Genomic DNA, 14,097 nt, shown 5'->3' with positions numbered 1-14,097 from the left:
ACGGGCGCAAGGCTGGCGGGGTTGAAGAGGAAGCGCATGCAGCCGGTCGAAGCGGACATCGTCGTCGTCGGGGGTGGGTCCGCGGGCTGCGTCGTCGCCGCGCGGATGTCGGAGGAAGCGGGCACGCGCGTGCTGCTGCTGGAAGCCGGCCCGCCGGATGCCAGCCCCTGGGTCGGCCTGCCCGCCGGCTACGCGAAGCTGTTCGGCAGCCAGATCTACGACCCGAAGTTCAACACCGAACCCGAGGCTGCGCTGAACGATCGCGCTATCCACTGGCCGCGCGGCCGCGTGCTCGGCGGCTCCGGCAGCGTCAACGGCCTGGTCTTCCTGCGCGGCAGCCCGCACGACTACGACCGCTGGGCGCAGGCCGGGGCGCGCGGCTGGTCCTATGAGGATTGCGCGCCGGCCTTCCGCCGCATGGAGACCTGGCTCGGCCCGCCCTCGCCGGAGCGCGGCGACCGCGGCCCGATCCGGGTGATGGAGCCGCGCCGACTGGCGCCGGCGACGCAGGCCTTCGTGGATGCCGCCGTCGCCGCGGGCCTGCGCCGCGTGAAGGACGTGAACGACGGCGGCAGCATCGAGGGCGTCGGCCCGGTGCAGCTCAACGTGGATGGCCGCTTCCGCTCCTCCTCCGCGCGGACCTATCTGCGGCCGGCGATGAAGCGGCCGAACCTCGAGGTCCGCACCGGAATCCAGGTGCATCGGCTGCTCTTCGAAGGAAAGCGCTGCATCGGCGTCGCGACGGCGCAGGGCGAGTTCCGGGCACGGCGCAGCGTTGTGGTCTCCTGCGGCGCGCTGGAGACGCCGAAGCTGCTGATGCTCTCCGGCATCGGCGAGGGCGATGCGCTGGGCGCGCTGGGCATTCCCGTCGTCGCGCACAGCCCCGATGTCGGGCGCAACCTGCAGGACCACCTGATCGCGAAGTTCATCTGGCGCGTGAAGCCGTGCGGCACGCTGAACGAGATTCTCGCCAGCCGCATGAAGCAGGCGGCGATGGGGCTCGACTGGCTGCTGCGCAAATCGGGGCCCATGGCGATCGGCGCCGGCGAGGCCAGCGCCTTCATCCGCGTCACGCCCGGCGCCGAGGAAGCCGAGGCGCAGCTTCTCTTCATCAACTTCGCCACCTTCGACTACCGCCAGGGCCTCACGCCCTTCCCCGGGCTGATGCTGAACTACGGCGCCTGTCGCCCGGACAGCCGCGGCACGCTGACGCTGCGCAGCCCAGACCCCGCCGATGCGCCGGTGATCCGTCCGAACTATCTGGACCATCCCAACGACCTCCGCGTCATGCTCGGCGCCGCCGCGGTCTGCCGGCGCATCGCGCAGCAATCGCCGCTGCGCGACCTGATCGAGGAGGAGCTGCGCCCCGGCCCCGATGGCGTGGACGACGCGGCGCTGGAGCGGAACATCCGCGCCACCGCGAACACGGTGTTCCATCCCTGCGGCACCGCGCGCATGGGCAGCGACGACCGCGCCGTGCTCGATCCCGAATTGCGGGTGCGTGGGGTGGAGGGGCTGCGCGTCGCCGATGCCAGCGTCTTCCCCTTGATCCCGTCCCCGAATATCCAGCCCGCCGCCCTGATGGTGGGCGAGCGTTGCGCGGAGTTCCTGCGCCGCGCTGCCTGAACGCCGGAGAACAAGACATGTCCGCTCGCAAGACCGCGCTGATCACCGGCGCGGGCCGCAATATCGGCCGCGCCGTCGCCCTTCGCCTGGCGCAGGACGGATTCAACGTGGTGATCAACGGCTCCACGAACCGCGCCGCGGCGGAGTCCGTCGCCGCCGAGGCGCGCGGCTTCGGCGTGCGGGCCGAGGTCGTCATGGGCGATGTCGGCAGCCCCGAGGAATGCGCGCGCATCGCGGGCGAGGCGATCGCGGCCTTCAGCGCGGTGGACGTGCTGGTCAACAACGCGGCGCTGCGCCCGCGCAAGCCCTTCCTGGAGAATGACGTCGCCGATTGGCGCCGCGTGCTGGCGGTGGACATGGAGGCCGCGATCTGGCTGTCCAAGGCGTGCCTGCCGGCGATGATCGAGCGCGGCTGGGGCCGCATCGTCAACTTCACCGGCATGAACGCGATCCACGGCTATTCCGGCCGCGCGCCGGTCTCCGTCGCCAAGCACGGGCTCTGGGGACTGACCAAGTCGATGGGCAAGGAATTCGGGCCGAAGGGCATCACGGTGAACGCCATCTCGCCCGGTCCCATCGCCGCGGATGACGACGTGCCGGGCGCACCCAACGACCGGCAGGGCTATGTCGCGAAGGTGCCGCTCGGCCGCATGGGCACGCCGGCGGAGATCGCGACGGTGGTCAGCATGCTGGTCAGCGAGGGCGGCGCCTATGTGAACGGCCAGATGCTCCAGGTGAATGGCGGCGCCGAGACCTGAGCGTCGCCGCCTTGCAGCGGCAGGAGGAGGAAGCGGGATGGCGCGGATGACCTGGACGGGCCTGACGATCGCGGCGGGGCTGTTGCTGGCGGGCCTGCCCGCCGTCGCACAGGACACCTGGCCGAGCCGGCCCGTGCGCCTCGTCGTCGGCTTTCCCGCGGGCGGTCCCACCGACATCCCCGCCCGCATCATCGCCGAGCGCATGCGCACGCAGCTTCCGCAGCCGGTGGTGGTGGAGAACCGCACCGGCGCGGGCGGACGCATCGCGATGGACCATGTGCTGTCGCAGCCGCGCGACGGCCACACGCTGCTGGTCTGCACCTATATCGACGCGCTGAACTCGATGAGCGCGAGCCGTCCGTATGCGCTGAGCGAACTTGCGCCGATCTCGCAGATCACCCGCGCCTACTACGCCATCGTCGTGCCGAAGGACCTGCCGGCGCAGGACCTTGCGGCCTTCGTCGCACTGGCAAAGGCGCGGCCGGAGGGGCTTTCCTTTGGCCATGTCGGCGCGGCCTCGATGCCGAACCTCGTGGCCCGCATGTTCGAAGGCAAGGCCGGCATCCGCATGGTGGAGGTGCCCTATCGCGGCACGCCGCCGGTACTGCAGGACCTGATCGCGGGGCGGCTGCAATTCTTCGTCGGGCCGCTGGTCAACACCATGCCGCTGGCGCAGGCCGGGCAGGTGCGGGTGATCGGCATGACGAGCCCCGAACGGCTGTCCGTCGGGCCGGACTACCCCACGCTGGTCGAGCAGGGGATGGACCTGGTGGCCTATGGCTGGCTTGGCATCTGCGGCGGCGCGGGGATCCCGCGCGCGGTGGTGGAGCGCGTGAACCGGCTGGTGGTGGAGGCCGTGGCCTCCCCCGAATACCGCACGGCGGTGGAAGGCACCGGCGCCGGCGCCGTCTCCTCCACGCCGGAGGCGCTCGCCGCGCTGATGGCGGAGACGGTGACGCAGTACGGCGCCGTCATCCGCGCGCACAACATCCCCATGGAATGACGCGGTGGCGCGGCGCCCTTGCGGCGTGCGCCATGCAGACCGTATCTGGGCTGATACGAAAGGGAGAGTGTGATGTCCGGGATCGTCCGACGCAGCGTTCTGGGCATGGCCCTCGCGCTTGGCAGCACGGCCGCGGCGCTCGCGCAGGCGCCGGCCTATCCCACGCGCCCGATCAGCATGGTGGTCGGCTTCGCGCCGGGCGGACCGGCCGACACTGTCGCGCGGCTGATCGCGCCGGCGCTCGGCGCCAATCTCGGCCAGAACGTGGTGGTGGAGAACGTCTCCGGCGCCGGCGGCTCGATCGGCCAGGGGCGCGTCGCCGCCGCGCGGCCGGATGGCTACACGATCCTGTTCGGCAGCCTCGCGCAGGCGACGATCCCCACCCTCTATCGCCGCCTGAGCTTCAATCCCACGGCGATGGAGCCGATCGGCATGGTGAACGAGGTGCCGATGTCCATCATCGCGCGCCCGGGCTTCCCGGCGGAGACGCTGGCGGAGCTGGTCGCGGTGGTGCGGCGTGAGGGGCGGAACCTGAACCTCGGCAATTCCGGCGTCGGCGGCACCAGCCATCTCTGCAGCCTGCTGCTGCAGCAATCCATCGGCACGGCCGTGACTCTGGTGCCCTATCGCGGCACCGGGCCGGCGATGAACGACCTGCTGGCGGGCCGGCTCGACCTCGGCTGCGACCAGACGACGAACAATTCCGGGCAGATCCGCGCCGGCGCGATCCGCGGCTATGCGATCACCACGGATTCCCGCGTCTCCGCCCTGCCGGACATCCCGACCACGGCGGAGGCGGGGCTGCCGGCCATGCGCATGTCCGGCTGGAACATGCTGTTCGCCCCGGCCGGCACGCCGCGCCCGATCATCGACCGGCTGAACCAGGCGCTGCTTGCCATGCTGCAGGACCAGGCGGTGCGCCAGCGCATGGTCGAGCTCGGCAGCCTGCCGGCCAGCGGTGAGCGCACCACGCCCGAGGGCGCGAAGGCGTTCTGGCAGGCGGAGATCGCGCGCTGGAAGCCGCTGCTGGAAGCCACGGGCCAGTTCGCCGACTGATCCGGCGTCGCGCGTGGACGCCGTTCGGAAGCCGGGGGGAGCCATGCGCCTGGTCCGTGGCTTCGAATATGCGGCCTTCACGCTGTGGGTCTCGGTCTGCTCCTTTGCGCCGGAGCTGATCTGGCAGGGCTTCGTGCTGCTGCAGGGCCATTTCGGCTATGCCCAGGCGGCCTCCGCCCTGTTCATCGGCGTGCTCTTCGCCTTCTTCGTGGAGCCGCTGATGGAACGCGTGAAGGCGGCGCGGTGGCGCCTGCCGCACGAGGAAGGTCGCGGCGTGCTGCTCGGCGCGCTGGTCTCGGTTGGCTTCGGCTTCTTCGTGGTCTGCCTGCATGAGGCGATCGCCGCCTATGTCGGCACGGCGCATGGCGGCGACGCGGAGAAGCTGGAACGGCTGTCGGGGGCGGTGGACCAGGCGCTGCAATGGGCCTCGATCCCCGCGGCGGTCACGGCCGCCTGGTTCGTCGCCGGCACCTGGCCGCGCCTGGCGGTGCCGGCCACCGTGCTGACCTGTGTCTGGATCGTCGCCGCCGGCATCCTCTACGAGTGGGGGTGGCAGGTGGTGACGACCAGCGCGATCCCCTGCTGCCTGCTGGCGGTTCTCGGCACCCGCCGTGTGCTGCGCCGCTGGGACCGGGAGACGATCCCGGCGCTGGCGCGGCTGACGGCGATGATCACCTTCGGCTGGCTCGTGCTTGCCTGGGTCGCGGATGCGATCATCATCCGGCTCGGCGGGCCGAGCCTGGATTTCTACTCCACCGAGGCCGCGGGCGACGACCTGCGCTTCTACATCGGCTGGTGCCTCGGCCTGTTCGTCGCGCCCAACCCCGTGCCCGATCGGGAAGCGAGCGGGCGCGCCTGAGCGCCGTCCGCGCTACACCGGCCCCGCGACGAACTCGCCCTTGCGCATCAGTGGCTGCGCCGCGCCATCCTTCGTGATGCCGTCCAGGTCCACCTGGCCGCTGCCGATCATCCAGTCGATATGGATCAGCGAGGCGTTCGCGCCGCGCTCCGCAAGCCTCTCCATCGGCACGCCGGCGGCGTCGCGCAGGCAGGTGGTGTAGGCCTGGCCGAGCGCGATGTGGCTGGCGGCGTTCTCGTCGAACAGCGTGTTGCGGAACAGCAGGCCCGACTTCGAGATCGGCGAGGAATGCGGCACCAGCGCCACCTCGCCCAGCCGCGCCGCGCCCTCGTCCGTGGTCAGCACCTTGCGCAGCACCTCCGCGCCCTTCGACGCGTTGGCCTCGACAATGCGGCCGCCTTCGAAGCGCACGGCGATGTCTTCGATCAGCGTGCCCTGGTAGGCGAGCGGCTTGGTCGAGCGCACCGTGCCGTCCACGCGCAGGCGGTGCGGCGTGGTGAAGACTTCCTCCGTCGGGATGTTCGGGTTGCAGGTGATGCCGTTCTTCGCCGGCTCCGCCCCGCCCGCCCAGAGATGCCCGTCCGCGAGACCCACGCGCAGGTCGGTGCCAGGGCCGCGGAAATGCAGCGCGGAAAAATCCTTGCCGTTGAGGAAGGCCGTGCGCGCATGCAGGGTCGCGTTGTGCCGCGCCCATTCGGCGACGGGATCGGCCACGTCCACGCGGCAGGCCGCGAAGATCGCATCCCACAGCCGATCGACCGCCTGGTCATCGGGCAAGGACGGAAAAACCTGGCGCGCCCAGCCCGGCGTCGCGGCCGGCACCAGGTTCCAGTTGATCGAGAAGCTGGTGATCAGTTCCAGCGCCGGGCGATACGCGATGCTGCGGGCCTTGTTGGCGCGCGCCACCTTCTCCGGGTCCTCGGCCGAGAGCAGCGTCGGGTCGTCGCCAACCACCGCCAGCCTCGCGGCGCCGCCTCGGAAGGCCTCGGCCATGGCGTTGAACAGCCAGCCCGGCGCGACGTCGAAGGCTTCCGGCGGATGCGCGTGGCGGTAACGCGCCAGCGCCACCGCGTCGTCGGAGACCAGCGGCGTCACCAGCGTGGCGCCGGCCTTGTAGGCGTGCTCCACGATGCGGCGCACGAGCGGCATCGCCTCGATCGGCGCCGTCATCACCACTTCCTGGCCGGGGCGCAGGTTCAGCCCCACGCGCACGGCCAGGGCGGCGAGCCTGTCGAGCTTCGCCTCGAAGCCCGTGGCGGGCATCGCGTCATCCGGCATGGTCGTGTCCTGTCAGGTGCTGCTGGTGGTGGAAGCAGGCGCGGCGCCGCCGACCAGGCGGCGGATCGCGGCGAGCATCGCGGGCGAGTCCCAGGCGGCCTCGCCTTCCAGCCGCGCGACCTCCCGCCCGCCGCGGTCGAGGATGAGGGTGGTCGGCAGGCCACGGATGCCCAGGGCACGACCCGTGGCGCCGCGCGCGTCGAACCACATCTTCAGGTGCTGCAATTCCGTGCGCCGGTAGAAGGGCTCCACCACCCCGCGGCCGGCGCGGTCCGAGGACAGCGCCAGCACCTCGATCCCCTGCGGCGACAGGGCGGCCTGGGCGCGGTCCAGCGCCGGCATCTCCGCGACGCAGGGCGGGCACCAGGTGGCCCAGAAATTCACCACGAGACCCTTGCCGCGGAAGGCGTCGAAGCGCGTCTCGCGGCCATCCGCATCCTGGAACACCAGGTTCTCCGGCAAAGGCCGGCCTTCCGGCGTCTCCCGCAGCTTCTCCGGACCCGCGGCGGCCGCGGCTTGACGCGCCGTGGCGGCCGTGGCCAGCGTCCCGCCCAACGCGGCGAACAGCTTGCGGCGCATCAGCACAGGACGGGACCCTCCGTGGGCGACGAGACGAACACGACGCAAAACTCCCAATCGAACACCCTCTGGGGCGGGCGCTATGCCGAGGGCCCCGGCGCCATCATGCGGGAGATCAATGCCAGCATCGGCTTCGACCGCAAGATGTGGCGCCAGGACATTTTCGGCAGCCTCGCCCACGCGAAGATGTTGTCGCATGTCGGCATCATCTCAAGCGAGGACGAGGCCGCGATCCGGCAGGGCCTCGCCGACATCGCCAAGGAGATCGAGGCCGGCGGCTTCGCCTGGTCCGAGGCGCTGGAAGATATCCACATGAATATCGAGGCACGGCTGACCGAGCGCATCGGGGAGGCCGGCAAGCGCCTGCACACCGGCCGCAGCCGCAACGACCAGGTGGCGCTGGATGTGCGCCTCTGGGTACGCGACGCCATCGACGGGTTGGACGCGCAGGTCGCGGCGGTGATGCGCGCGCTGGTGGACCGCGCGGCCGAGCATGCCGGCACGGTGATGCCCGGCTTCACCCATCTGCAGCCCGCCCAGCCCACCACCTTCGGCCACCATCTGCTGGCCTATGTCGAGATGCTTTCCCGGGATCGCGGACGCCTCGCCGATTGCCGCGCCCGGCTGAACGAAAGCCCGCTCGGCGCCGCCGCGCTCTGCGGCACCGGCTTCCCGATCGACCGCCACATGACCGCGCAGGCGCTCGGCTTCGACGGGCCGATGCGCAACAGCCTGGATGCGGTCGCCAGCCGCGACTTCGCCGCGGAATTCCTGTTCGCCTGCGCGATGTGCGCCACGCATCTCAGCCGCTTCGCGGAGGAGATCGTGATCTGGACCAACCCCTATTTCGGCTTCGTCAAGCTGACGGATGCCTTCACCACCGGCAGCTCCATCATGCCACAGAAAAGAAACCCGGACGCGGCGGAGCTGGTGCGCGGCAAGACCGGGCGGATGATCGGCAACCTCGTCGCCATGCTGACGGTGATGAAGGGCCTGGCGCTCACCTATTTCAAGGACATGCAGGAGGACAAGGAACCGGTCTTCGACGCCGCCGAGAACCTGGCGCTGGCGCTGGCGGCCATCGGCGGCATGGTGCGGGACATGCAGCCGCAGACGGCGCGGCTGGAGGCGGCGGCAGGCGCCGGCTTCTCCACCGCGACGGACCTCGCCGACTGGCTGGTGCGCGAGTTGCGGATGCCCTTTCGGGACGCGCATCACGTGACGGGGAAGCTGGTGGCGATGGCGGAAGGGAAGGGCGTGGACCTTTCCGGCCTGACGCTGGCGGAGATGCAGGCGGTGGAGCCGCGCATCACCCAGGGCGTGTTCGACGTGCTGAGCGTCGGCGCCTCCGTCCGCTCCCGCACCAGCTATGGCGGCACCGCGCCGGCGAATGTCGCGGCGATGGCGGCGGCGTGGAAGGAGAAGCTGGCATGAGGCGCATCCTGACGCTCGGCGCGCTCGCGCTGCTGCTCGCCGCCTGCGGCCGCACCGGCGACATCCGCGCCCCTGGCCCCCCCGACCAGATCACCTTCCCGCGGGTCTATCCGGCGCGCTGACGCGGCCGGCGAAAGCGAGGCCGTAGGGAATCCGCGCGGGGCGTGCCATATCGCCCCAATGTCACGCTGGCACACATCGCGGAACCCCTGGGCGCGCCGCACCGAGGAGAGGCCGGAGGGCGCCGAGCCCTTCGGCTTCTGCCGCCGCGGCTATCACCACGGCAACCTCAAGGAAGCCCTGATCGAGGCCGCCCGGCAGCTTGCCGCGGAGCGCGGCCCGCATGGCTTCACCCTGGTCGAGGCGGCGAGGCTCGCCGGCGTCTCGCCCTCCGCCCCCTACCGACACTTCCGCGACAAGGACGCGCTTCTGGCGGAACTCTGCAAGCGCGGCTTCGAGGCCTTCGGCGCCCGGCTGAAGGACGCCGCCATCGGCCGCGGCGTGCGGGAGGGGCTGATGGCCATGGGCCACGCCTATCTCGCCTTCGCGCGCGAGGAGCCCGGCTACTACGGCGTCATGTTCGCCTGGCGCGATCCCAACGCCCCGCCCAGCGACTCCGACCAGGACGGCCCCTTTGCCGCCCTGGTCGGTGCCATCGCCCGCGTGCTGCCGGATGGCGGCGACCCTGCCCGCGCCCGCCTGCTGGCGCTGGAGGTCTGGGCGATTTCGCACGGGCTGGCGGGGCTGGAACGCGCGGGCATGCCGCCGCCCGGCTCCGGCGCGCCGCCGCCCGAGGCGGTGCTGGAGGACGCCGTCAGCCGGCTGCTGCGTGTGTCGTAATGTAAACGCCTTTGACATCACCCGGCCGGTCTCGTATGTGAATGTGCGTCACATAGACACGCAAAGGAGCCGACCAACGATGACCGCCGCTTCCTCCGCGGTGCCTGCCGACCTGCCGCCCGACCTGGCCTGGCGCTGGCACAAGCAGCAGCTCAAGCAGGCGCGCCGGGAGGCCCGAGCCGCCCGCTGGGCGCCCTGGGGCGGCCATCCGCTGCGCGGCTGGCGCCTGCCGGTGATGATTCTGGGATTCATCCTGTGGTGGCCGGTCGGCCTCGCCCTGCTCGCCTTCTTCTTCTTCTGGAGACCCGCCATGTCCTGCAATGCTGCGCCCTTCGCCGCGTGGATGAGCCCCTGGAAGGACCGCATGCGTGAGCGCGTGCGCGAGCATGTGCCGGGCCTCGGCAGCACCGGCAATGTCGCCTTCGACGAGTACCGCCAGAACGTCCTGGCCCGGCTCGAGGAGGAGCGCCGCCAGCTCGACGCGCAGGCCACGGAGTTCTCGGAGTTCGTGAAGCAGCTCCGCCGCGCGAAGGACCAGGAGGAGTTCGAGCGCTTCATGGCGAACCGCGAGCGGAAGGCCTGAGGCAGCTGTAGTCCGGTCTTGCCCCCGTCCCTGCCCTCCCCCGCACTGCGGGGGAGGGAGAAGGGGCGCCTCTCATCTTCCCCAACTGCCGAGCCAGCCCCATTCTGAGGTCATGGCCGCCCCCGCCCCCGCGCTCTCCGCCGACGACGCCGATCCCTCCTTCGCCGAGCTTCTGGCCGGCCGCCCGCACCTCACCGCGAACGCCCAGGACGGGCTGACGATCGAGGAGGTGCCGCTCGCCCGGATCGCGGCCGAGGTCGGCACACCCACCTGGGTCTACTCCGCCGGCTCCCTGCGCCGCCGCTTCGGCGCACTGCGGGATGCGCTGCGCGACGCCGCGCTCGACTGCGAGGTCCATTTCGCCGTCAAGGCCAACCCCAACCTGGCCGTGCTCCGCACCCTCGCGCGCGAAGGCGCGGGCGCCGACATCGTCTCCGAAGGCGAGCTGCGCCTCGCGCTCGCCGCCGGCATCGTGCCGGATCACGTCGTCTTCTCCGGCGTCGGCAAGACGATGGCCGAGTTGCGCTTCGCCATCGGCCAGGGCGTCGGCCAGATCAATGCGGAGAGCGTCGAGGAGATCGCCATGATCTCCGCCGCGGCGACCGCGCTTGGCCGCACCGTCGATGTCGCGATCCGCGTCAACCCGGATGTGGACCCGCGCACCCACGCCAAGATCACCACAGGGAAAAGCGAGAACAAGTTCGGCGTCGCCATGGCCGATGCGCCCGCGCTCTATGCCAGCATGGCGCAGACGCCCGGCGTCCGCCCGGTCGGCATCGCCACCCATATCGGCAGCCAGATCACCGCGGGGATGAGCGCCTATTCCACCGCCTATCGCGCCCTCGCCGACCTCGTGCGCACGCTGCGCGCCCAGGGTCTGCCGGTGGAGCGGGTGGATTGCGGCGGCGGCCTCGGCATCCCCTATCGCGACGAGCCCGCCCCCAGCCCCGCCGCGCTCGCCGGCGCCATCAAGGCGACGCTCGGCAATCTCGGCGTGAAGCTGATGGTCGAGCCGGGGCGCTGGATCGCCGGGCCGGCCGGCGTGCTGCTGGCGTCCGTGATCCTGTCGAAGCGCAACGGCAGCCGCCGCTTCGTGATCCTCGACGCCGCGATGAACGACCTGGTGCGGCCCGCGATGTACGAGGCCTGGCACGGCATCCTGCCAGTTTCGGCGACCGATCTGGTCGCGCCGCTCTCCCCCTGCGACATCGTCGGTCCCGTCTGCGAGACCGGCGACACCTTCGCGCGAAACCGTGGCCTTCCCGCCCTGGAACCGGCTAGCCTCGTCGCGTTCCTCGATGCGGGAGCGTACGGAGCCGCGATGAGCAGCACCTACAATGCGCGGCCCCTGGCGGCCGAGGTCCTGGTGGATGGCGCCCGCTTCGCGGTGGTGCGCGAACGCCAATCGCTCGACGCGCTGCTGGCCGGCCAGCGCCTTCCCGCCTGGTACGCCACGTGACGACGCCCCCCTCCCTCGCGCCGCTTGCACGGCGACGGCTTCTTGCCCGCCTCGCCCTGGCCTGGGAGGCGATCTGGCCCGCCATCTGGCCCGCGCTCGGCGTGGTCGGCCTTTTCCTCACCTATGCGCTGCTCGGCCTGCCGCTGCTGCTGCCGGGCTGGCTGCGCATGCTGGTCGCCCTCGGCTTCGCGGTCGCGGCGGGCTTCGCGCTGCGCCAGGGGCTGCGCGGCTTCCGCTGGCCCGGCAACGATCCGGCAGACCGGCGGCTGGAACGGGACTCCGGCCTGGAGCACCGCCCGCTCGCCGCGCTGACCGACAGGCCCGCGACGGACGACCCGGTGGCGCAGGCGGTCTGGGCGGTGCATCGCGACCGCGTGCTGTCCTCCGTGCGCCGGCTGCAGGTGGGCCTGCCGCGGCCGGGCCTGGCAAAGCGCGACCCGGTTGCGTTGCGCGCGGCGCTCGGCCTGTCTCTGTTCGCCGCGCTGATCATCGCGGGGCCGGAGGCGCCGGAACGGTTGCGCCGCGCCTTTGCCGGCGAGGTGGCGATGCCCGCCGCCCCGCCGGCCATGCGGCTGGAAGCCTGGATCACGCCGCCGGCCTACACCGCCGCGGCGCCGATCTTCCTCGACCCCGCCGGCGGCGAGGTCTCGGTGCCCGCCGGCAGCCGGCTGCAGGTGGCGCTGTCCGGCGGCACGGGCGGCGTGCCCGCGTTGCAGATCGGCCAGTCGGCCACGGCCTTCCGCGCGCTCGACAATCGATCCTTCGGCGCCGAAGCGATGCTCGACCAGGGCGCGCGCCTGGTGATCCGGCGCGATGCGACGGAGGTCGCGGCCTGGACGCTGACCGTGCAGGCCGACCAGCCGCCCCGCACGCGCTTCACCGAAGCGCCGGGCCGCGCCACGCGCGGCCTCGGCATCCGCCTGCCCTGGGAGGTGGAGGATGATTGGGGCGCCGTGGCGCTGGTTGCCGAGATCCGCCTGAAGGCGCGGCCGGACGCCCCGCCGCATGTCGTGGAGATCCCGCTGCCCGCGCAGGCGCGCCAGGCGCGCGGCGTCTCCGGCCCGGATCTCTCCGCCCATCCCTGGGCCGGGCTGGACGTGGAGATCGTGCTGCGCGCCCGCGACGGCGCCGAGCAGGACGGCGTCTCCGCCGCCGCCGCGCTGACACTGCCGGAGCGCAGCTTCACCCATCCCGTCGCGCAGGCGCTGATCGCGCTGCGCAAGGCGCTCTCGCTCGAGCCCAACGCGCGGCGCGAGGCACGGGTCGCGCTCGACCGCCTGGCAGCCGCGCCGGAGGCCTTCGAGCATGACACGACCACCTATCTCGCACTGCGCGCCGCGCGCCACCGGCTGACCCGCGACCGCCGGCCCGAAGCCGTTTCCGAAGCGCAGGAGATCATGTGGGAGACGGCGCTGGCGCTGGAGGAAGGCCGCGCCGAGCGCACCGCGCGCGCGTTGCAGCAGGCGCGCGAGGAGCTGCGCCAAGCCCTTCAGGAAGCGCAGCGCCAGATGGAGGAGCAGCGCAACGGCGAGCGCACCGAGCGCAACGCCGAGCAGCGCAGCGAGACCGAGCGGCGCATCCAGGAATTGCGCGACGCCATCCGCCGCCACCTGGAGGCGCTCGCCGAGCGCCTTCAGCAGGAGAATGCGGAGGCGATGCCCTATGATCCGCAGAACCGGCTGATGGATCGCCGTGACCTCGATCGCCGCACCGACCGCATGCGCGAGGCCAACCGCCAGGACCGCCCGGAGGAGGCCGAGCGCGAGCTCGCCGAGCTCGAGGAGATGCTGCGCGCGCTGGAGGAAGGCCGCTCCGCCCGCAACGAGCAGCAGGAACGCCGCCGCCAGCAGCGCCAGCGCGGCGAGCAGCAGATGGGCGTGGTGCAGGACATGGTGCAGCGCGAGGCCCGCATGCTCGACAGCGGCCACCGCCGCGCCGAGGCGGAGACGCAGCGCCGGGAGGCCGAGCGCCGCGCGGAGCAGCAGCAGCGTCGCACGCCCTGGAACCGCCAGACGCCCGAGCAGCAGCAGCAACAGCAGCAGCAGCGCGCCGAGGCCGAGCAGCAGGCGCAGGCCGAGGCGCAGCGCGAGGCGCGCACCCAGCGCGCGCTGCGCCGCGCGCTGGGTGAGGTGATGCAGCAATTCGGCGACCTCACCGGCGAGGTGCCGCCCCAGCTCGGCCGTGCCGACCAGGCCATGCGGGAGGCGCAGGAGGCGCTTCTGCAGGGCGAGGATGCGCGCGACGCCCAGCAGCGCGCGATCCGCGAGCTGGTGGAAGGCGCCCGCCAGATGGCGCAGCAGATGCAGCGCCAGTTCGGCCAGCAGGAAGGCGAGGGCGAAGGCGAGGGCGAGGAAGGCGGCGAGATGATGGGCCAGGGCCAGGGCCAGGGCGAAGGCCAGGACCAGGCGCAGGACCAGGGCGACGGCCGCGACCCGCTGGGCCGCCGCACGCGGGAGGCGCCGGGCGCGCAGGACGCCGGCAGCGACACCCGCGTGCCGGACGAGGCGGAGCTGCTGCGCACCCGCCGCCTGCAGGAGGAGCTGCGCAAGCGCGGCGCCGAGCGCGAGCGGCCGCAGGACGAGCTGGAATACATCGACCGGCTGCTGCGCCGCTTCTGAGCGC

The 14,097-nt window shown here is 72.1% G+C and carries 13 protein-coding genes; 11 read left to right on the top strand and 2 right to left on the bottom strand.

The genetic code is table 11. The annotated features are described in order from the left end of the window. The first annotated feature begins 36 nt into the window (after window positions 1-36). From E4T13_RS17715 to E4T13_RS17695, 5 genes are all read left to right on the top strand, one after another. Window positions 37-1,626, top strand: a complete 1,590-nt coding sequence (locus tag E4T13_RS17715) for a GMC family oxidoreductase (RefSeq protein ID WP_137179608.1) — start codon at window positions 37-39, stop codon at window positions 1,624-1,626. 17 nt (window positions 1,627-1,643) lie between these two features. Beyond that, window positions 1,644-2,384: an SDR family NAD(P)-dependent oxidoreductase gene (locus E4T13_RS17710; RefSeq protein WP_137179607.1), complete on the top strand. Its 741-nt coding sequence runs from the start codon at window positions 1,644-1,646 to the stop codon at window positions 2,382-2,384. Window positions 2,385-2,430: 46 nt separating this feature from the next. Continuing rightward, window positions 2,431-3,387: a tripartite tricarboxylate transporter substrate binding protein gene (locus tag E4T13_RS17705; RefSeq protein WP_170985058.1), complete on the top strand. Its 957-nt coding sequence runs from the start codon at window positions 2,431-2,433 to the stop codon at window positions 3,385-3,387. 72 nt (window positions 3,388-3,459) lie between these two features. Continuing rightward, entirely contained in the window at window positions 3,460-4,443 is a 984-nt protein-coding gene (locus E4T13_RS17700; protein WP_137179605.1) for a tripartite tricarboxylate transporter substrate-binding protein, read from the top strand. A 43-nt stretch (window positions 4,444-4,486) separates the two neighbouring features. Next, window positions 4,487-5,302 (top strand): hypothetical protein, encoded by an 816-nt coding sequence (locus E4T13_RS17695; RefSeq protein ID WP_137179604.1) that lies wholly within the window; start codon window positions 4,487-4,489, stop codon window positions 5,300-5,302. A 12-nt stretch (window positions 5,303-5,314) separates the two neighbouring features. Here the strand turns inward: E4T13_RS17695 and E4T13_RS17690 are convergent, their stop codons facing one another. Both E4T13_RS17690 and E4T13_RS17685 read right to left on the bottom strand, forming a co-directional pair. Continuing rightward, window positions 5,315-6,580 (bottom strand): aminopeptidase, encoded by a 1,266-nt coding sequence (locus E4T13_RS17690; protein ID WP_137179603.1) that lies wholly within the window; start codon window positions 6,578-6,580, stop codon window positions 5,315-5,317. 12 nt (window positions 6,581-6,592) lie between these two features. Further along, on the bottom strand, window positions 6,593-7,159 hold the full coding sequence (locus E4T13_RS17685) for a TlpA disulfide reductase family protein (RefSeq protein ID WP_137180015.1): 567 nt from the start codon (window positions 7,157-7,159) through the stop codon (window positions 6,593-6,595). Between the two features lie 21 nt (window positions 7,160-7,180). On the opposite strand from E4T13_RS17685, the gene argH reads away from it, so the two are divergent. From argH to E4T13_RS17660, 6 genes are all read left to right on the top strand, one after another. Continuing rightward, window positions 7,181-8,593 (top strand): argininosuccinate lyase, encoded by a 1,413-nt coding sequence (gene argH, locus E4T13_RS17680; protein ID WP_137179602.1) that lies wholly within the window; start codon window positions 7,181-7,183, stop codon window positions 8,591-8,593. Continuing rightward, window positions 8,590-8,715 carry an LPS translocon maturation chaperone LptM gene (lptM, locus tag E4T13_RS30575; RefSeq protein ID WP_240791178.1) on the top strand — a complete coding sequence of 42 codons (126 nt, stop codon included), beginning with the start codon at window positions 8,590-8,592 and terminating at the stop codon, window positions 8,713-8,715. Before argH ends, lptM begins: the two co-directional genes overlap by 4 nt. 58 nt (window positions 8,716-8,773) lie before the next feature. Beyond that, window positions 8,774-9,433: a TetR/AcrR family transcriptional regulator gene (locus tag E4T13_RS17675; protein WP_137179601.1), complete on the top strand. Its 660-nt coding sequence runs from the start codon at window positions 8,774-8,776 to the stop codon at window positions 9,431-9,433. A gap of 79 nt (window positions 9,434-9,512) precedes the next feature. Beyond that, complete coding sequence (locus E4T13_RS17670; RefSeq protein ID WP_137179600.1) at window positions 9,513-10,016, top strand: DUF2852 domain-containing protein; 504 nt, start codon at window positions 9,513-9,515, stop codon at window positions 10,014-10,016. Window positions 10,017-10,128: 112 nt separating this feature from the next. Next, a complete protein-coding gene (gene lysA, locus E4T13_RS17665; protein WP_137179599.1) occupies window positions 10,129-11,475 on the top strand; it encodes a diaminopimelate decarboxylase in 1,347 nt (448 codons plus the stop codon). Beyond that, window positions 11,472-14,093 carry a DUF4175 domain-containing protein gene (locus E4T13_RS17660; RefSeq protein ID WP_170985057.1) on the top strand — a complete coding sequence of 874 codons (2,622 nt, stop codon included), beginning with the start codon at window positions 11,472-11,474 and terminating at the stop codon, window positions 14,091-14,093. Before lysA ends, E4T13_RS17660 begins: the two co-directional genes overlap by 4 nt. Window positions 14,094-14,097: the final 4 nt, after the last annotated feature.

This window comes from Roseomonas sp. AR75, from assembly GCF_005222815.1.
Taxonomy (GTDB): Bacteria; Pseudomonadota; Alphaproteobacteria; order Acetobacterales; family Acetobacteraceae; genus Falsiroseomonas.
This window is presented reverse-complemented; position numbering and strand designations above follow the sequence as displayed.

Coding starts and splice junctions, on each gene's coding strand:
- E4T13_RS17715 (WP_137179608.1), top strand. CDS start 37: ATGCAGCCGGTCGAAGCGGACATCGTCGTCGTCGGGGGTGGGTCCGCG.
- lptM (WP_240791178.1), top strand. CDS start 8,590: ATGAGGCGCATCCTGACGCTCGGCGCGCTCGCGCTGCTGCTCGCCGCC.
- E4T13_RS17685 (WP_137180015.1), bottom strand. CDS start 7,159: ATGCGCCGCAAGCTGTTCGCCGCGTTGGGCGGGACGCTGGCCACGGCC.
- E4T13_RS17695 (WP_137179604.1), top strand. CDS start 4,487: ATGCGCCTGGTCCGTGGCTTCGAATATGCGGCCTTCACGCTGTGGGTC.
- E4T13_RS17690 (WP_137179603.1), bottom strand. CDS start 6,580: ATGCCGGATGACGCGATGCCCGCCACGGGCTTCGAGGCGAAGCTCGAC.
- lysA (WP_137179599.1), top strand. CDS start 10,129: ATGGCCGCCCCCGCCCCCGCGCTCTCCGCCGACGACGCCGATCCCTCC.
- E4T13_RS17705 (WP_170985058.1), top strand. CDS start 2,431: ATGACCTGGACGGGCCTGACGATCGCGGCGGGGCTGTTGCTGGCGGGC.
- E4T13_RS17670 (WP_137179600.1), top strand. CDS start 9,513: ATGACCGCCGCTTCCTCCGCGGTGCCTGCCGACCTGCCGCCCGACCTG.
- E4T13_RS17700 (WP_137179605.1), top strand. CDS start 3,460: ATGTCCGGGATCGTCCGACGCAGCGTTCTGGGCATGGCCCTCGCGCTT.
- E4T13_RS17675 (WP_137179601.1), top strand. CDS start 8,774: ATGTCACGCTGGCACACATCGCGGAACCCCTGGGCGCGCCGCACCGAG.
- E4T13_RS17710 (WP_137179607.1), top strand. CDS start 1,644: ATGTCCGCTCGCAAGACCGCGCTGATCACCGGCGCGGGCCGCAATATC.